At 72.3% G+C, this 19,507-nt stretch carries 8 protein-coding genes; 2 read left to right on the top strand and 6 right to left on the bottom strand.

Annotated elements, in window-relative coordinates; all coding sequences use genetic code 11:
• The first annotated feature begins 94 nt into the window (after positions 1–94).
• Positions 95–1,030: an acetylglutamate kinase gene (gene argB, locus ACFUN8_RS18230; protein WP_383638113.1), complete on the top strand. Its 936-nt coding sequence runs from the start codon at positions 95–97 to the stop codon at positions 1,028–1,030.
• A gap of 3 nt (positions 1,031–1,033) precedes the next feature.
• Here argB and ACFUN8_RS18225 read toward each other — a convergent pair whose 3' ends face one another.
• The 3 genes from ACFUN8_RS18225 to ACFUN8_RS18215 all read right to left on the bottom strand — a co-directional run bounded on the left by ACFUN8_RS18225 (position 1,034) and on the right by ACFUN8_RS18215 (position 3,538).
• Positions 1,034–1,555, bottom strand: a complete 522-nt coding sequence (locus ACFUN8_RS18225; protein WP_383638110.1) for a GNAT family N-acetyltransferase — start codon at positions 1,553–1,555, stop codon at positions 1,034–1,036.
• 82 nt (positions 1,556–1,637) lie between these two features.
• Entirely contained in the window at positions 1,638–3,242 is a 1,605-nt protein-coding gene (locus ACFUN8_RS18220; protein ID WP_383638107.1) for an amidohydrolase, read from the bottom strand.
• Positions 3,243–3,325: 83 nt separating this feature from the next.
• On the bottom strand, positions 3,326–3,538 hold the full coding sequence (locus ACFUN8_RS18215) for an MbtH family protein (protein WP_383638104.1): 213 nt from the start codon (positions 3,536–3,538) through the stop codon (positions 3,326–3,328).
• 215 nt (positions 3,539–3,753) lie between these two features.
• Here ACFUN8_RS18215 and ACFUN8_RS18210 point away from each other — a divergent pair, with 215 nt between their 5' ends.
• A complete protein-coding gene (locus ACFUN8_RS18210; protein ID WP_383638101.1) occupies positions 3,754–4,851 on the top strand; it encodes an alpha/beta hydrolase-fold protein in 1,098 nt (365 codons plus the stop codon).
• Between the two features lie 54 nt (positions 4,852–4,905).
• Here the strand turns inward: ACFUN8_RS18210 and ACFUN8_RS18205 are convergent, their stop codons facing one another.
• The 3 genes from ACFUN8_RS18205 to ACFUN8_RS18195 form a co-directional block, all read right to left on the bottom strand.
• Positions 4,906–6,606, bottom strand: coding sequence for an ABC transporter ATP-binding protein (locus ACFUN8_RS18205; RefSeq protein ID WP_383638098.1), 1,701 nt, complete (start codon positions 6,604–6,606; stop codon positions 4,906–4,908).
• A complete protein-coding gene (locus ACFUN8_RS18200; protein ID WP_383638095.1) occupies positions 6,593–17,596 on the bottom strand; it encodes an amino acid adenylation domain-containing protein in 11,004 nt (3,667 codons plus the stop codon). The genes ACFUN8_RS18205 and ACFUN8_RS18200 overlap by 14 nt, the downstream gene beginning before the upstream one ends.
• Positions 17,597–17,668: 72 nt before the next feature.
• Positions 17,669–19,459 carry an ABC transporter ATP-binding protein gene (locus tag ACFUN8_RS18195; RefSeq protein WP_383638092.1) on the bottom strand — a complete coding sequence of 597 codons (1,791 nt, stop codon included), beginning with the start codon at positions 19,457–19,459 and terminating at the stop codon, positions 17,669–17,671.
• Positions 19,460–19,507 lie beyond the last annotated feature (48 nt).

Raw genomic sequence — 19,507 nt, 5'->3', positions numbered from 1 at the left:
TTAGGCTAAGCTAAGAACGCCCTGGTCGTCGGACCCAGCCTCGCGGGCGGCGGGACACCGAACACACCGACAGACACCACGAGAGACGGAAATCATGACGGAACGGGCCGCGGTGGCGGCGGATCTGCGGGGCAGCGCGGTCGTCGTCAAGTTCGGCGGCAACGCCATGGTGGACGCGAGCCTCCAACGGACGTTCGCCCGGGACGTCGTGGAGCTGTGGCGCGCGGGTCTGCGCCCGGTCGTGGTGCACGGGGGCGGGCCGCAGATCAGCGCGATGCTCGACCGCCTCGGCCTGGAGACCCGGTTCGAGGCGGGACTTCGGGTGACCACGCCGGAGACCATGGAAGTGGTACGCATGGTGCTGTCCGGCCGGGTCCAGCGGGAGTTGGTCGGCCACATCAACGCCCATGGGCCCTTCGCCGTGGGGATGACGGGCGAGGACGCGCACACGATGACGGCCGTGCGGCGGCCGGCCTGGGTGGACAGCCGGCCGGTGGACATCGGTCTCGTGGGCGACATCGTGGAGGTGAACCCGGGCATGGTGCGCACGCTCCTGGAGCAGGGCCATATCCCGGTGGTCTCCCCCGTCGCACGCGGTGAGGACGGTCAGGTCTACAACGTCAACGCGGATCTCGCGGCGTCGGCCCTGGCCGTGGCCCTGGACGCCGCGCGCCTGGTGATACTCACCGATGTGGCTGGGCTGTACGCGAACTGGCCGCACAGCACCGAGGTGATCGAGCAGTTGACCGCCGACGCGCTGGACGGACTGCTGCCGAAGCTGTCGAGCGGGATGCTGCCGAAGATGGAGGGCTGTCTGCGGGCCGTTCGCGGCGGCGTGCGCAGGGCGCACGTACTCGACGGCCGCGTGCCTCACGCGGTGCTGCGAGGGGTCCTCGACGAGATCAGCCCCGGCACCACGGTGGTTCCTGACGACAGCCGGGCCGACAGCCGGGCCGGCAACCCGGACAAGGTCCGAGCCCCCGGCCCGAGCACCGTTCGACGCGCGCCCACCGTCACAGGCTCCTCCTGAAGGTCACAGGATCCTCCTGAGGATCCGCGCGTCGCGCCGGGGGTCCAGGGACGCCGCCCAGGACGGCGGCGCCAGTCGCGCGGTCGTGGGCGCGAAGCCGTAGCGGAGGAACAGCCCGCCGCCGCCGGTCGTCGCCGTGAACAGGGCGCCGAGCGACTGGGCGCGGGCCACGGTCAGCGCGGCGCGCAGCAGCCCGGCCCCCACTCCGTGTCCCTGCCGGTGCCCGGCCACGCAGAAGTTGTACAGCACGCCTACGGGCCCGCGGCCGTCCCCGGGGGCGCCCGGGTGCACGCGCAGGCCCACACAGCCGTCGAGGGGCCCTCCGGGGGCCCGCGTCACGAGGAAGTCGGCCGCGCGGGTGGCGTAGAGGGAGACGGGGCGCTCCCGCAGGGCTCCCGAGCGCGCGAAGGGCTGCGACAGTTCGGCGAGTGCGGCGGCGTCCTCCTTCCGGGCGGGGCGCACGGAGGGGGTCGGCGCGAGGAGCGCGTGCGACTGGGGGGCGGGGCGCGGCGTAGCCGTGATCAAGGCTTTTCCTTCCTCGGTTCCACGATCGGAGGACGGCTCGGCGCCGTGGCACTCCGACGAGACAAACGAGATTAGGTTAGCCTTACCTTACTTCCAAGTCCAGTCGGGGAAGGTCCCGTTGGACCGCCGCCTCGGTCCCGTCGACATAGGTGGCCACCACCTCGATGTCCCCGATGCGCGCCGTGTCGACGCGCCGGGGGTCGTCGCCGAGCACGACCAGGTCGGCGGACTTGCCCGGGGTGAGGCTGCCCAGGGTGTCCTCCCAGTGGCAGGCGAAGGCGCCGGCGGCCGTATAGGCGTGGAGGGCCTCGTCGACGGTGATGCCCTCGTCCGGGCCGATCACCTGACCCGACTCGGCGGCCCGCTCGACCATGAACTGGACGGCCCGCAGCGGCGATCCGTCCGTGACGGGGCGGTCGGAGCTGCCGACGAGGGGAATGCCGTGGTCCAGGAACGCCCTCCCCCGGTACAGCCACGGGGCCCGCCCGGCGCCCATGACCGCCGCGTAGTCGTCGCCGAAGTAGCGGAGGAAATTGGGCTGGACGACCGCGCTGAGTCCGAGTCGCGCGAAGCGCGGGAGCTGGTCGGGGCGGATCAGGCCGGCGTGTTCGATACGGTGCCGGGCACCGGGGCGCGGCCGGAGGCGCTGGGCGCGTTCCAGCGCGTCCAGGGCGAGGTCCGCCGCGCGGTCGCCGATCGCGTGCACGGCGAGCTGCCATCCGGCGAGATGGCCGGCCACGATCGTGTCCGCGAGCGCGTCCGGGTCGTCCTGCAACTGGCCCGAGTGGTCGAGCCCTTCGTACGGACCGCTGAGTGCGGCGGTCCGGGCCATCATGCCGCCGTCCGTGTAGATCTTCAGCGCGCCCACGGAGAGGCGGTCGTCGCCGAATCCGGTACGCAGTCCGAGGTCGAGCGCCCGGGGAATGCCGTCGTCCTGGTGCGCGTCGACCGGGCGCAGCCGGTCGGCCGCCACCATGAGCTGTACTCGCAGCGGCAACAGACCTTCCTCGCGGGCGAGTTGGTACGCGCCCAGCTCGACCGGGCTGTGGCCGAAGAGCGCGCCGCCGATGCCCGCCTCGGCGCAGGCGGTGATGCCTTCGGTCAGACAGGTGCGGGCCGCGCGCCCGATCGCCTCGGCCAGCTCCCGTTGCGAGTGGGGCAGGCGCAGCGCGCGGGCGACGCCCATGGCGCCCTCGGTGAGGAAGCCGTTCTCGTGCGGGATGTCGGCGGGAAGCAGGCCGAGGACGGCGGAGTTGACGACACAGCCGTGCCCGGAGTCGTGCAGCAGGTACACCTTGTGCCCGTGGCTGACCGTGTCCAGTTCGGCGGCGGTCAGATGGCGGCCGAGGGCCCGCTGGTCGTAGCCGGCGATGCTCAGCCAGCCGCCGGGCGAACCCTGCCGGGCGGCGGCTTCGGCCACGACGGCGAGGACGTCGTCGATCCGCGTGCGGCCGGCGATGCTCACGGTGTCCGCCTTGAACCCCGTCCAGGCCAGGTGCACATGGGCGTCGATGAACCCGGGCAGCACGGTGGCGCCCTGAAGGTCGATCACCTCAGCGGCGGGCAGCGAGGTCACGGCCTCGTCCAGGCCCACGATCCGGCCCCGCCAGATGCCCAGGTCATGGGCGACGGGATGGTCCGGATCCATGGTGAGGAAGCGCGCGTTGGTCAGTCTGGTGCAGAGCATCGGCGGTGCCCCTCCGAGGTGTCGGCTGTCGGGACGGGTTCACCGCGGTACCGCGAGCGGGCCGGCCGGCCCGCCGCGCGAGGTCACATGTCCGTGGACGCCGCGAGGGATCGGGGGCGCAGATCGGTCCAGTTGGCCTCGATGAAGTCCAGGCACGTCTGTCGGGTGTTCTCGTCGAGGACGATCGTCCACCCCCCGGGCACCTCGGCGAAAGACGGCCAGAGCGAGTGCTGCCCCTCGTCGTTCACCAGGACCAGGAAACGGCCTTCGGGGTCGTCGAAGGGGTTGGTGCTCATGGGTGCGTGCCTCCTCGGGGCCGACGGGTCGGGTGACGGCCGCGTCGGGTGGGTGCGTCAAGTCGTCGGCGTGGGGCGGTCGGTGGCCGCAGGGCCGCGCGCGGGCGGCCGTACGGGAGACGGATCAGGGATGGAAGGAGAGACTACGTTAGGTTAGGCTCCCCTAATCAATGGCGAGCCTAGCCTTTCCCCTTCCCTCTCACAAGGAGACGTCGATGCGCCTCGCGGCCGACCGGGAGCACGCCTTCGCCGAGTTCGGACTGCCCGGCGAGCCCGGCACCGAGGAGTTCTGGGCCGGGGCGCGGACGCCCGCGTCGGTCCCCGCCGACGACGGCGGCTGGCTGACGCTGTTCCTGTGGCGCGGGTCCCCGGCGACCATCGACTTCGAGAGCTGGTCGGAGCCGGCTCCCCTGCGCCGATGGGGCGACACGGACTGCTGGTACGCCGAGGTGCGCATGCCCGCACGGCTGCGGGTGACGTATCAACTCCTCGCGGGCGACGCGGCCTACGCCGACCCGCTGAACCCGGTCGGCGCCGGCGGTGACCGGTCCATCGCCGCGACCCCGGACGCACCGGACCAGCCGCACTGGCCGGCCGTCGGCGCCGAGGACGTCCTGCCCCTCCCCGGTACCCGGCTCCGCTGGAGCAGCGCGCGGCTCGGCGGGCGGCGTACCGTACGCGTCCATCCGGCGGGCGGCGGCGGACCGGTGGTCCTGCTGCTCGACGGGGACGACTGGCTGTATCTGCACCCGGCCATGACCGCGTTCGACTCGGCCGTCGCCAGTGGTGACATGCCACCGGTCACGCTCGTCTTCCTGCCGGCCAAGGACAGGGCGGCCGAGTTCGGGTGCCGCCCCGAGCTGTGGGAGGCCGTACGGGACGAGCTGCGGCCCCTGGTGGCGGAGAGCGGCGTACGCGCCGACTGGGACCGGCTGGTGGTCGCCGGGCAGAGCCTCGGCGGGCTGAGCGCGCTGTACGCGGCGCTGCGGTTCCCGGACCTGGTCTCCCGCGTCGCCTGCCAGTCGGCGTCCCTCTGGTGGACACCCGACGCCATGGACCTGGCGGACCCCTTGGGCGGCCCGGTCGGCGGCTCCGTCGCCGCGCTCCTGCGGGAGCGCCCCGATCTGTCGGGTCTGCGGTGCGCGTTCGACGTCGGCGAGCACGAGACGCGGATGCTGCCGCACTGCGAGCTGACCGAGACGCTGGTCGAACAGGCGGGCGCCACGGTGCGGGTCTCACGGTCGCCGTCGGGCCACGACCGGGCGGGCTGGCGGCACGCCCTGCTCAGGGATGTCGCCTGGGCCCTCGGCTGAGAGATTCCGGGAATCGTACGCGTACGGCCCCGGAACCGCTCACCTCTCAGCGGCTCATCGCGTCACGGCCAGGCAGTAGTCCTCGTCCGTGGCGAGCAGATTCCGGTGGGTGTCCTCGGCGACGACGACCCCCTCGTCCAGTACGAGTACCCGGTCGGCGACGTCCAGGAGCGCCGGGCTGCTGGTGATCACGACGGTGGTACGGCCCCGGCGCAGCTTCGCGACGTTGCGCGCGATGAGCTGTTCGGTGACCGCGTCGACGGCTGTGGTCGGGTCGCGCAGGACCAGGACGTCGCTGTCGGTGGCGAGGGCGCGGGCCAGGGACAGCCGTTGGCGCTGGCCTCCGGAGAGGTTCGCGCCGCGGTCCCGGACGGCGTAGTCGAGCCCGTCGCGGTGGAGGGCGACGACGTCCGTCAGCATGGACGCCTCGACGGCCTCGGGAACGAGCCGGCCGGTGCCCGACGGGTCGATGTTCGTACGGAGGGTGCCCGCGAAGATCTCCCCGTCGTACGGGTTGACCAGCATGTGCTCGCGGACCGCCTCGATCGACAGGTCCGAGAGCGCCTGCCCGCCGACGCGTACCACTCCCTCGTACTCCTGGGGCGGGACGTTGACGGCCAGGATCGAGGCGAGGTCGGCCGCCGCGCGCGGCTGGTAGACGGCGATCGCCACGAACTCACCGGCGGGCACCTGGAACTTCAGCCGGTTCAGGGAGCCGTGGCGGACGCAGTCGACCTCCAGGTCGCCGCCCGCGGCCGGGCGCTCCGGGCCGGGGGTCGTCACCGGCGGCGCGGTCAGCACCAGCGCCATCCGATCGGCCGACGCGCGCGCCATCATCACGTACTTGGGCATCTCCGAGAACAACTTGAGCGGTTCGATGATGAACTGCGCGAGGCCCACGGCCATGACCAGTTCCCCGATGGTGATCTCGCCGCCGAACGCCAGCCAGCCGGCCGCCAGGGTCACCGCCGCGGCGAGGACCGCGTTGAGAGCCAGGGCGGTGCCCGCGTACGCGCCGTTCACCCTGGCGACGGTGATCGCCTGGTGCTTCGCGTCCGAACTGACCTTCCGGTACGACTGGAAGGCCGCGTGGTTGCCGCCGAAGCCGTGCAGCGGGCGCAGGCCGGTGATGAGGTCGGCGACCTTCGCGCCGGCCCGGGCCACCCGTGCCTGCTGTTCGCGGGTACTGGCACCGATCCGCTTGGACATCACGGCCAGGATCGACAGGATCGCGACCGTGCCCGCGATCACCAGCAGGCCGAGCCGGAGGTCGGCCATGCCCAGCGCGACCGCCGTGACCAGCACCGCGACGAGCGAGCTGATCAGCAGCGGCACCACCTCGATGATGTCGGCGGTCTGGTCGGCGTCCTCGGTGGCGATGGTCAGCACCTCGCCCGACTTCAGGTCGACGTCCCTGGCCACCGGCTGGAGTCCGCAGGCCGCCACCCGCACCCGCCAGCGGTGCGCCTCGGTCGTGTTGGCCTTCTGCAACGTACGCATCCCGAACCGCCACGACAGCGAGACGGTCGTGATGATCACGGCCAGCGCGGCGATCGACAGACCGAGGGCGCCGAGGCTGCGGTCCTGCATCGTGTGCTCGACGATCAGGCCGAGCGCGATGGGGAAGGCGGTCTCGCCCGCCTGGTACAGGCCCATGAGGCCGGTGCCCCTGGCCATGGCGCCGACGTTGCGGCGCAGCGCGGTCCGCAGGATGTCCGACCCCGGGGAGGGCCGCTTCGGGTCAGCAGTTTTCATCAAGATGGCGGGCAATCGCTTCCGGGGTTCGCAGGGTGAACAGGTCACGGATGGTGACCACAGGACCGTACTCGCGGCGGAGCATGCCGATCAGCCGCACCGCCAGCATGGAGTGCCCGCCGAGGGACACGAAGTCGCTCACCGCGCTCACCTCGTCGTCGTCCAGGTCCAGGGCCTCGGCGAAGAACTCGCACACCGAGGTCTCGGTCCCGGTCTCCGGGCCACGCTCGCCCCCCGTGGTCAGCGCGCCCAGCGGCTTGGCCTCCGGCAGCGCCTTGATGTCAGCCTTCCCGTTCACCGTCAGCGGGATGCCGTCGACCTCCGCGTAATGCGTCGGGCGCAGGAAGTCCGGCAGGGCGGCGCCCACTTGGGCGGCGACGGCCGCCAGGTCGGCGCCGTCCAGGACGAGATAGGCGGCCAGCCGGTACGCGCCGTCGACCTGCGGGTCGGGCTGGGCCACCGCGGCGACGAACCGCACCGCCGGGTGCGCCGCGAACGCGGCCTCCACCTCGCCCAGTTCGACCCGGTGCCCCCGGATCTTGACCTGCTGGTCGGTACGGCCCAGATACGTCAGGTTCCCGTCGGGTCGCCGCACCACCAGGTCCCCGGTGCGGTACATGCGCTCACCGGGCGCGCCGAACGGGCACGCGACGAAGCGGTGCGCGGTCTGGGCGGGCTGTCCGAGATAGCCGCGCGCGATGCCGACGCCCGAGACGTACAGCTCGCCTGGAACGCCGTCGGGCAGCGGCCGCAGCCACGGATCCAGTACGTACACCTCGGTGTTGTCGATCGCCACGCCCACCACCGGGTCCTGGCAGTCGAAGGTGCCGACGCCGAGGGTGTTGATCGTGTACTCGGTGGGTCCGTACAGGTTGTAGCCGATCGTGCCCTCGGTGTCGGCGAGCCGCCGCCACAGTGTCGGGGTGACGGCCTCGCCGCCCAGCAGCACCAGCGCCGGGCGCCGTTCGGGGTTGTCGAGCAGTCCCTCGGCCACCAGTTGCTGCGCGTAGGTCGGGGTCACGTTGATGACGTCGATGCCGTGATCGAGGCAGTACTCGACCAACCGGGGCGCGTCACGGCGCAGTTCCTCGTCGCAGATGTGCACCTCGTGGCCGTCGGCGAGCCACAGCAGTTCCTCCCACGACATGTCGAACGCGAACGACACGGTGTGCGCGATCCGGAAGACCCGGTGGTCGTGCTCCGCGAGGACCGGTTCGAAGATGCGCCGCTGATGGTTGATCAGCATGTTGGTGAGCCCGGCGTACTCGGTCACCACGCCCTTGGGCTTGCCGGTCGACCCGGAGGTGTAGATCGTGTACGCGGGGTGCCGCAGCCGGTCGGGGTCGTCCGGGGCGAACGTCCGGTACGGCTCTGCCTCGGGCAACGGCCGGTCCAGTTCGATCAGTTCACCGGTCAGCCGTGGCGACACGGCGCTCACGGTGAGGGTCACCGCGGGGCGGGCGTCCGCGACGATCGCGGCGATCCGCTCGTCCGGGTGGTCCAGTTCCAGTGGTACGTAGGCGGCGCCGACGCGCAGCACGGCGAACAGCGCCACGATCGAGTCGAGGGAGCGCGGGATCGCGAGCCCCACGGTCGTCTCGGGGCCGATGCCCCGGCGGGCGAGCACGCCGGCCACCGCGCGGCTGCGGTCGCGGAGCCCCGCGAACGTCAGGGTCGAGCCGTGGGCGACGAGCGCGACGCGCTCCGGATCACGGTCGGCCGCCTCGTCGAACCGGTCGACGACGGTGTCCGTGCCGACGTCGGTACGGTCGGCGGGCTCGGGCGCCGGCCCAGGACCGCGCAGTGCGCCGACCGGACCTGTCGACCCGGCCAGGTCTTCCAGTACGCGGAGATAGCTGTCGAGAAGACGACGGGCGTTCTCGGGGTCGTCGTCGCGATACTCCAGCTTGACCGTGAGCCGGTCGCCGGGCGTGACGACCCAGGTGAACGGATAGTGCGTGGAGTCGTCCGCCCGCACGGATTCGATGCCGTGCCGGGCGTTCATCTCGGCGAAGGCGTCCAGGTCCAGGAAGTTCTGGAGCACGAACAGGTTGTCGAACAGGGTGGTGTGCCCACTGGCGCGCTGGATCTCGCCGAGCCCCACGTGCTCGTGCTCCATCGCCTCGACCCTGGCCGTCTGTACGGCCGACAGGTACGCGCCGACCGTGTCGTCGGGCCGTGCCCGGGTCCACATGGGCACCGTGTTGAGCAGCACGCCGACGATGTCGCCCAGCCCCTCGCCCTCACGGCCCGAGACGGTCACGCCGAACACGGCGTCGCCGCGGCCCGTGTGCGCGCCGAGGAGCAGGCCGAACGCGCCGGTCAGCACCGAGTTCAGTGTGACGCCGTGCGCCTTCGCCGCTTCCCGCAGCAGTTCCGACAGTTCGGCGGACATCGTCCGCACGAGCGCGCGCGGCAGATCGTCGGAGAGGGACGGTTCCGGTCCGGCGAGCAGCGTCGGTCCGGCGAGTCCGGCCAGGTGTTCCGCCCAGAAACGCTCCGACACGGCGGCGTCCTTGGCGGCGAGCGTCCGGGCGTAGTCCTCGAAGCTCGGCGCGGCCGGGGTCGCGGTCCGCGGCTCGCCCGCGAGGACGGCCTCGTACGCCTCGAACAGGTCGCGCAGCAGGATCTCGCGGGACCAGCCGTCCCACAGCAGCAGGTGGTAGCTGAACAGCAGACCGTCCCGGCCGTCGGGCAGCCGCACCACCGTCAGCCGGATCAGCGGCGGCTCCCCGGGGTCGAATCCGGTGTCCCGGTCCCGGGTGCGCAGGTCGTCGACCTCGGTGTCCGTCGACAGGTGGACCGTACGGACATCGACCCGCCGACCCGCCTTGAGGACCTGGACCGGGTTTCCGTCGTCGTCGGTGGTGAAGCCGGCGCCCACGACCGGGTGGCGTGCGATCACGTACGCCATGGCCTCGGCCAGCGCGTCGGTGTCCAGCCGCCGGTCGAAGGTGAACCAGCTCTGCGCGACGTAGTGTCCGGCCGAACCCGCCATCTGGGCCTGGAAGAACAGGCCCCGCTGGAGGGGGGTGACCGGCGCCGTGCGCTCGGCCGTCGCGGCGGTGTCCGCGACCTGCTCCAGCGCTCTGCGCCAGTGCCCGGTGATCTCGTCGGGGATCCCGTCGGCGAGGGTGAAGGCGGCGTGCAGGGATCCGGTGGCGTCGTCGGTCCACGCGTTGACCTCGACGGCGTACGGGCTGCCCTGGTCGCCGGCGGTGAGGTGCAACGCCTGGGACTCGCCTCCCCGGCCGAGGTAGTTGAACAGCACCTGGGGGCGGGCGGTCAGCAGCGGGGCCGTCTGCGGGTTGAGGTGGCGGAGCTGGCCGTAGGCGACCTGCCCGCACTCGTCCGGCTGGCGTTCGGCGACTTCACGTGCCGCCGCTACGGGGTCGGTGTGGGCGGTGAGGCGTACGGGTGCGATGGCGGTGAACCAGCCGACCGTACGGGTGTAGTCGTGGTGGTCGAGGGCGGGGACCCGGCCGTGTCGCTCCAGTTCGATCGCGAGGTCGGTGGGCGACGGCTGACTGTGTGTCAGCGCGGTGCGCAGCGCGCCGCACAGCAGCTCGGTGAGACCCACGCCGAGTGCGGCGGGGGCGGTACGCGTCAGCCGGTCGCTCACGTCGGGCGGCAGGACGACGGTGGTCTCCCGCAGCTCCCGGACGGCGGGCAGCAGCGGGGGCGCCTGGAGGGTGGTGACCCAGTGGCCCAGGTCGTCGATCACCTGGGTGGACCGGGACGCCAGCGCTTCGGCGTACTCGGCGTAGGAGGTGGTCGGCGGCGGCAGGGCCGCGCCGCTCATGGCGGTGGCCAGGTCGTCCAGGAGGACCAGCCAGGAGACGGAGTCGACGGCGATGTGGTGCACGGTGACGACCAGGGTCCGGCTGGCCTCCAGCCAGGAGAACGCGATGACCTCTCCGGACTCGGGATCGAGCCGCCCGGCGGCCTCGTTCGCCACGGCCGTCGCGTCGGTACCGTCCGTCGCGGCGGTCTCGTCCGTCGTGCCGGTCCCGCCCGTCCCGCCCGTCCCGTCCGCGCGGACGATGGTGACGGTGATCTGACGGGTGGGTTCGGTACGCAGCGCCCACACGCCGTGCTCGACGCGCAGCCGCAGCCGGAGGACCGGGTGCGCGGCCACGACGGCGTTCGCGGCGCGCTCGACGTCGGCGAAGCCGGTGCCCTCGGCCGCCACCAGGGCTCTGGCCTGGGCGAACCGGGCGAGTGATCCGCCCAGTTCGCGCTGGCGCAGGATGATCGGCGTCGGTGTCAGCGGGCCGTCCTCGTGGCGGGCGGGCGCGGGTGCCCGGTCTTGCGGGGTGCGGGTCCCCAGGTGCTCGGCGAGGGCGCGCGGTGTCCGGAACAGGAAGACGTCGCGGGGTGCGATCGGCAGCCCGAGCGCCCTGGCCCGGTTGATCACGGTGATGGCGACGATGCTGTCGCCCCCGGCCATGAAGAAGTCGGTGTCGGCGTCCACGTCGGTGCCGGGCAGCGTATCGGCGAAGACCCCGACCAGTGCGGCGAGCGCGGACCCACTCGCGGCGGCGGGGGTGTCGTCGGCCGCCGGGGTGTCGTCCTGTGCGGCACGGGCGACGAGGGCCTTGCGGTCCAGCTTGCCGTTGACCGTCAGCGGCAGGGTGTCGGCGCGCAGTACGCGGCCCGGCACCATGTGCGCGGGCAGCTTCGTGGACAGCAGGCCGGCGAGATCGCCGGGTACGCGGCCCACGACATGGGCGACCAGATGGTCGCCGCTGTCCGCGACGGTGACGGCCACATCGACCACACCGTCCAACTCCCTGATCGCGGACTCCACTTCACCGAGTTCGATACGGAAGCCCTTGAGCTGTACCTGGTCGTCGGCGCGGCCGGCGAACTGCAGCTCGCCGTCGAGTGTGCGGCGGGCGAGGTCGCCCGTGTGGTACATCCGGGAGCCGTCGTCCGCGAACGGGTTCGCCACGAACCGGCCCGCGGTCAGCCCCGGCCGGCCCAGATAGCCGAGCGACACCTGGTCGCCCGCGACGTAGATGGCGCCCACCCGGCCCGGCGGGACCGGCCGGAGCCGGTCGTCGAGCAGATGGGTGACCAGGCCGGGTATCGGTCCGCCGATGGGGCTGATGTCGTCGCCGGCGCCGAAGTCCTCGTCCGTCAGCACCCGGTGGGTGACATGGACGGTGGTCTCGGTGATGCCGTACATGTTGACCAGTTCGGGCGTATTGGTGCCGTGCCGCTCGACCCAGCCGCGCAGCCGGCCGAGATCCAGCGCCTCGCCGCCGAAGATGATGCGGCGCAGTGCCGTGACCGGCTTCTCGGCGTGCCGGTCGGCCTCGATGAACTGGTAGAACGCCGACGGGGTCTGGTTGAGCACGGTCACTCCGCGCTCGCGGACCAGCCGGTGGAAGTCGACCGGGGAGCGCGTCAGCCCGTACTCCGGCACCAGCAGCTCGCCGCCGTGCGCGAGGGCGCCCCACAGCTCCCAGACCGCGAAGTCGAAGGAGAAGGAGTGGAACTGGACCCATACGTCGTGCGCGCCGAAGTCCATGTCGGGGCGGGTGTTCGCGAGCAGTGTGACCACGCTGGAGTGCGGGACGACGACGCCCTTGGGCCGGCCGGTCGATCCGGACGTGTAGATCACGTACGCGGGGTCGTGCCGGTCGAGCACGGGCTCGGGCCCGGTGGCGGCCCCGGAGGGCGGCGGCTCGTCCCCCTGGACGAGTACGCGGGCCGAGACGCCCGCCCGGTCGAGCAGTCCGGTGAAGCGGTCGCGCTGTTCACGGCCGACGAGTACGACCTGCGGGGCGGCGTCGGCGAGGATGTACTCCAGCCGTTCGTCCGGGTACGCCAGGTCGATCGGCACGTACGAGCCGCCCGCCGTGACGACCGCGACCAGGGCGACGACCTGCTCGACGGAGCGCGGGACGGCGACGGCGACGCGCTTGCCCGGCCGGACCCCGGCCGCGCGCAGGGTGGCGGCCAACTCGTCCTTGGCGTCGGACAGTTCGCCGTACGTCAGGGACCGGGTGCCGCCGTCGAGGGCGCACTGGGTGACGGCGGTGGCGGCCGGGTCGCGGCTCGCGGCGGCGTCGAACAGTCCGCCGAGGGTGGTCGGGGTGATCCGCGCCGGGGCCCGCCCGGCCTCGGGCGCCAGGTCCGCGACCGGGGCGTCCGGGCGGGTGAGCAGGCCGGTGAGGCTCCGGGTGAACGTACGCAGGATCGCCTCCGCGCCCGCCTCCCGTAGCAGTTCGCCGTCGTAGATCAGGTTGAAGCGCAGGCGGCCGTCGAGTGCGCGCTCCACGACCAGCGTCAACGGGTAGTGCGGGGCGCCCTCGTTCGCGATGTCGGTGATGACCAGCGTGTCGTCCGGCCCGCGCAGTGCGCCCAGATCGGTCGCGACGTCGAACACCACCAGGGTGTCGAACAGGGAGCCGACGCCGGCCTGGCGGCCGATGCGCGCCAGCGAGACATGCTGGTGCGGCAGTACCGCGCCCTGGTGCTCCCGGACGGCGGTGAGCAGGTCGCGCGCCGTGGTGGTGGCGGCCCAACGGGCGCGCACCGGGATGGTGTTGATGAACAGGCCCACCATGTCGCCGATGCCGGGCACGTCGGCGTCGCGTCCGGACACGGTGGAGCCGAACACGACGTCCTCGCCGTGCAGGATGCCGCCCAGTGTCACCGCCCAGGCGCTGTGCACGGCCACGCTCAGGGGTACGCCGGCGGAGCGGACGGCCGCGTCGAGGTCCTCCTCGGGTTCCAGGGCGGTGTCGGCGAACCGGTCGGACGGGGTGTGCCCCTCGGCGACCAGTGACGGGCCGGGCAGCTCGGCGAGTTCGTCGCGCCATACGCGGTCGCTCTCGTCGGCGTCGCGTTCGGCGAGCCAGCCGAGGTAGTCGGAGAAGCCGCCGAGCGCGTACACGGTCCCCGGCGCGTGGTACTCGGCCAGCAGCGCGCGGAGCATCGGCGGGACCGACCAGCCGTCGGCGATGATGTGGTGCACGGTCTGCACCAGGACATGGCGGCCGTCGCCGGCGCGGATGAGCGTGTACCGCATCAGCGGTCCCGTGGCCAGGTCGAACCCGGCGCGGCGGTCCCGCTCGGCGAGGTCGCGTATCTCGTCGTCGCTGATGCCGGGGCGGTCCAGCGTGCTGAAGGGCGCCTCCACACCGCTCTCCTGGACGGAGACCACCCGGCCGTCGGCGAGCGCGGTGAACCGTGCGGCGAGGTTCGGGAACAGCGCGAGCAGGCGGGTGGCCGCCGTCGCGAGCCGGTCGGCGTCCAACTCGCCGTCCAGTGTGAGCAGTTGCTGCTCGACGTAACTGCCCGCCGAGTCGTCGTCGAAGACGGAGTGGAAGTACAGGCCCTCCTGCAACGGCGTCAGCGGCAGGATGTCCCGCAGCGCCGGGCCGTCCAGGGTGTCGACATCGCCCTGGGTGAGCGGGACCAGGCCGAAGTCGCTCGGCGAGTGGCCGCCCCGGTCGAGCGCGGCCAGGCCGGCCAGCGCTCCCCGGAAGTACTCGCCGAGGGTCTCGATGTCCTCGTCGGTGAACATCCCGTCGGGCCACGAGATGGTGGTGACCAGCTCGTACTCGCCGCTCGTGGCGGCGGGTTCGGCGATCGCGTTGAACTCCAGGGCGCGCGGGAGGCGCATCCTCGGGTCGCGCTTCTCGCCCAACTGGCCCGTGGGTCCGGCGAGTTGCCAGTCCCCTGCGGCTCCGGCGTCGAAGCGGCCGAGGTAGTTGAACAGCACCTGCGGTGCGGGTGCGTCGAACTCGGCGTGGGCCAGGTAGCGCAGGGCGCCGTAGGAGACGCCGTTGTCCGGTACCCGGGCGAGGTCCTCCTTGACCGCCTTGAGGGCGGCGGCCAGATACTCGGGTGCGGTGAGGTCGGCCGCGGCGCCGGGGTCCACGGTCACCGGGAACAGGGTGGTGAACCAGCCGACGGTGCGCGACAGTTCCGGCTCGAAGCCGGCGCTGCCCGCCACGAACCGCCCCTCACGGCCGTGGCCTTCGAGTTCGATGTGGGCGTGGCTCTGGTCCTGTCCGAGATCGCGGCGCCACCGGGCGAGGGTGACGGCGAGCGCGGTCAGCAGTACGTCGTTGACGCCCGCGTGGAACTTCGCGGGGATCTCGCCCAGCAGCGCGGCCGTGACGTCGGGGCCGGCGGTGACGGTCCGGGTGCGCTCCCGTGCCACGGTGTCGGCCTCGGACAGGGCGCGCCTGCCCACCGGTGCGTCCGCGCCCGGCGGTTGACGCCGGAAGTAGGCGCTGTCCGCGTCGAACGCGGCACGCTCCAGGAGCTGCGTCCAGCGGCGGAACGAGGTGCCCACGGGGGGCAGTTCGACCGGCGTACCCGAGGTGAACTGCCGCCAGGCGGTGGCCAGGTCGTCCATCAGGATCCGCCAGGACACCCCGTCGATCACCACATGGTGGACGGCCAGGACCAGTTGACGTGCTTCGCGGCGCCAGACCGCGCGCAGCATGACGCCGTTGTCCGGGTCGAGCCCGTCGGTGGCGAGCGCGACGCACGCGTCGAGCGGTCCCTCACTCTCCTGCGGGCTCATGGGGGTGGCCGGGGTGGCCGGGGACGCCTCGGGGATGTCGAAGCGCCAGCGGTCGCCTCGTACCAGCCTGGCGCGCAGCATGTCGTGCCGCGCGGTCACGGCGGCGAGGATCGTGCCGAGAGCGTCGGCGGTCAGGTCCGCCGGGGTGTTCAGCACGACCGACTGGACGAAGCCGTCGATCGCGTCCGTGGTCTCGCCGAGCCACTGCACGACGGGCGAGCCCACGACGGTCCCGGTCGCGACATCGCGGTGGTCCACGGTGGAGACGTCTTCACGGCTCGCGACCGCGGCCAGTGCCCCGACGACGCTGTTGGTGAAGATCTGCCGCGTGGTGACGTAGAGGCCCGCGTCCCGCAACGCGCTCAGCAGCGAGATCGCCAGAATGCTGTCGCCGCCGAGCTGGAGGAAGTCCTGGTTGACACCGACCTCGTCCAGCCGCAGCACGGCCGCGACCACGGCGCACACGACGCGCTCGTTCTCGGTGGTGGGCGGGAGGACCGGGCCCGCCCCGATCGCGGGCTCCGGGAGCGCGGCCCGGTCGAGCTTGCCGTTCGCGGTGAGCGGGAACTCCTTCATCACGACGGTGTGGGCGGGCACCATGTACTCGACCATGTGCTCGACGGCCCACGCCTTGACCTGGTCGGCCCGCAGGTCCTCGTGCCCGGCGGCCGGGATCACGTATCCCACCAGATAGGTGCCGCCCGCCGCGTTCTTCTTCGCGACGACGCAGGTGTGCCGTACGCCGGGGTGCTCGGCGAGACCGGCCTCGACGTCCTCGATCTCCAGCCGCATGCCGCGGATCTTGATCTGGTTGTCGGCGCGGCCGAGGAAGTCCAGCGATCCGTCCGGGGCGAACCGGGCGAGGTCGCCGGTCCGGTAGAGCCGGGAGCCGTCCGTGGCGAACGGATTCGCCACGAACCGGGAGGCGGTCAGGCCGGGCGCGTTGACGTAGCCGCGTCCGAGGAGGAACCCGCCGGCGTACAGCTCGCCGCCGACGCCGACCGGGACCGGGCGCAGTTCGTCGTCCAGTACATAGAGCTGGGTGTTGGGGTTGGCCTTGCCGATCGACGTCGACAGGCGTTCCGCCTCGCCCCGGTAGATGACGTGCGAGACACCGATCGTCGTCTCGGCCGGGCCGTAGCCGTGGTAGAGCGGGATGTCGAGCTTGGTGCGGTACCGCTCGTACAGCTCCGGGGTCAGTACCTCGCCGCCGCACCACACGTGCCGCAGGCTGTCGAGGCGCCCGGAGTCGCCCGCCATCTCCAGCAGGACGTCCAGCATGGAGGAGACGAGGTAGGTGAACGTGACGCGCTGCTCGGCGATCACGCTCAGCAGATGGTGCGGATCGCGTTCGCCGCCGGGGCGCAGGACGACCAGTCGGCCGCCTGACACCAGGGGCAGGAAGATCTCGTTGATGGAGATGTCGAAGGACAGCGGGGCCTTGAACAGCGACGCGTCGTCGTGGCCGAAGCCGAGGATCTCGTCGACCTGCCAGAGCAGGCGTTCGCTGATCGCCTCGTGCCGGATCATCGCGCCCTTGGGCCGCCCGGTGGAGCCGGACGTGAAGATCACGTACGCCAGGGCCGTGCCGGGGACGGATATCCCGGTCCCGTCCACGGGGTGGGAGCCGAACCGCCAGTCGGCGAGGTCGACGGCCTCGGCCTCCGGTTCACCCGGACCGGGCTCACCCGAGGTGTTGAGTTGCAGGACGACCCGGGCGTCCTCGATGACGACGGCGCGGCGCGCGGCGGGCCACTGCGGATCGAGGGGTACGAAGGCGCAGCCGGCCTGGAGTACGGCGAGGAGCCCGACGACCATCTCGGCGGAGCGGCCGAGCGAGATACCGACGACCTGTTCGGGGGTGAGCCCGCGTTCGAGCAGCCGGTGGGCCAACTGGCTGGACTGTTCGGCCGCCTGACGGTAGGTCAGCGACCGGTGCTCGTCGACGACGGCGATGGCGTCCGGCCTGTTCCGCGCCTGCTCGCGGAACAGTTCCACGATGGTCGGGCGGACCCGGTCGGCCGTGTTGTCGTTCCACTCGGCCAGGGCTTCGAGCCTGGCCGCCGCGCCGGACGGGGCGATGGTGCCGAGGGGCCGGTCGGGGAAGTCGGCCAGGTCGTCCAGCGCGAGCTGCGCGTCGGCCGGGAAGACGCCTTCGGGGACGGCGATGCGCCAGGCACCCTGGCCGTCGGCGTCGGCCTCCCAACCGCCGGGCCCCGCACCGCCGTTGTCGACCCATCCCAGGACGTCGGCGAAGAGCGTGCCGGGGGCGAGGTCGATGCCCTCCGGGCTCCGGCCGGTCGCCCAGTACGACAGCCCGACGGCGCAGGCTTCGGCGACGGTCCGGTCGGAGTAGTCACCGGCCCGCCGGCGTACGTCGGCCACACGTGCGGGAGAAAGCAGTACGAGACGAGCGCTCGGTTCCATCGTCGAAGACATCGAAGACTCAGCATCCCTTCCAGGCATGAAAGTTAGCCTAACCTAACTTAGGCTCGCCTAATCAAGGCTGTCCTAGCTACCTTCTCGCCACGCCTGCCACAACCGCGCGTAACGGCCCCCCAGAGCCACCAGCTCGTCATGGGTCCCCCGCTCGACCACACGCCCCGCGTCCAGCACGGCGATCCGGTCCGCCGCCATCGCCTGGGTCAGCCGGTGCGCCACGAACAGCGTGGTCCGGCCCGCGCACGCGGCCAGCACGGCCCGTTCCAGCTCGGCGGCGCCCTCGCTGCCCGCCTCCGCGGTCGACTCGTCGAGCACCACCACCGGCGACCGGCCCAACACCAGCCGGGCCAGGGCGATCTGGGCGACCTTGGTCACATCCAGTCGCTCACCGCCCTCACCGACCGGGGTGTTCAGCCCGTCGGGCAGCGCGTCGACCCACTCGTGGGCGCCGACGGTGCGCAGCGCGTCCGCCAGTTGGGCCTCGGTCGCGTCCGGCGCGGCGAGCCGCAGGTCGTCGGCGAGCGGGCCGGAGAACACATGCGTCTCCTGCGTGAGGATGCTCACCAGGGCCCGCGCCCCGGCCTCGTCCAGACCGGCGAGATCGTGCGATCCGATACGTACCGAACCGGCCTGCGGGGTGCCGATACCGGCGATCAGCGCGGCCAGCGTCGACTTGCCCGCGCCCGTCGCGCCCACCAGGGCCAGTGAGCCGCCCGCCGGAATCGTCAAGTCGACGTCCCTGAGGACCGGTTCGTCGGTGTCGGGATAGCTGAACGTCAGCCCCTCCACCGTCACGGGGTACGGCGCGACCTCGGCGGCCGCGACGGAACGGTCGCCCACCAGGCGGTCCTCCGCGTCCTCCCCCAACACCCCGACCAGACGGGTCAGGCTCGCACCCGACTTCTGCGCCTCGTCGAAGGTGAACATGATCGCGCCCAGCGGGGTGAACAGCCGGTGGAACATCAGCGGGGCCGCCGACACCTCGCCCAGGCTGGCGGCATCGGCCTCCAACAGGGCGTACCCCACGAGCAGGATCAGGACGAGACCGATGAACTCGGCGCGGTTCTCCCTGCCGACGAACCGGCCGAAGAACCGGAACACCTCGATGCCGAGATTCCGCACCCGCCACGACTCCCGGGTGACCGTCTCGCGGACGGATTCCTCCAGGCGGTACGCCCGTACGGTGTCGATCCCGTTGAGCCCGCTGATCAGCGCCTGCGCCCGGTCGGCCTGGGCCACCCGCTGCTTCCGGTAGAGCGGGGCGGACCTCGGGAGATACCAGCGCAGCGCCAGCGCGTACGCGGGCAGAGCGCCGGCGCCCGCCAGACCGAGCCGCCAGTCCAGTCCGAACATGCCGACGGTGGCGATGAAGACCAGCACGCCCGCCGAGAACACGGTGGGGACGGCCGTACGGATGCCCTTGGACAGCACGGCCACATCGTCACCGACGCGCGACAGCACATCGCCCCGGCCGACCTGTTCGATCCGTGCGCTCGGCATCCCCAGCACCGCCCGGACGGCGCGTTCCCGCAGCTGCGCGAGCAGATCCGCGCCCAGCCGTCCGATCAGATACGTCGACACGGCGGTGGCCGCCGCGCCGAGCAGCGCGGCGGCCCCCATCAGTACGCCGACGGTGACCAGGACCGAGCGCGACTCGCCCTCGACCACCCCGTCGACCACCTGTCCCAGCAGCAGCACCGGCAGCACCTGGAGCGCCGCCCCGGCTACCGTGGTCAGCACGGTGGCGAGCGTCAGCCACGGCGCTTCGCGGCAGTGCGCCACGACCCACCGGGTGGCCTCGCCTCCGGTCGCCGTACGCAGACTTGCCGCCGGGGCGAGGCGGGTGCCGGTGGCGCTCACCCGGAGACCGGGCCGAGTCGATGACGGGAACGGGGCCTGGAGCGGGGC

The sequence above is a fragment of the Streptomyces sp. NPDC057307 genome, from assembly GCF_042667665.1.
In the GTDB taxonomy this organism is placed as follows: Bacteria; Actinomycetota; Actinomycetes; order Streptomycetales; family Streptomycetaceae; genus Streptomyces.
This window is presented reverse-complemented; position numbering and strand designations above follow the sequence as displayed.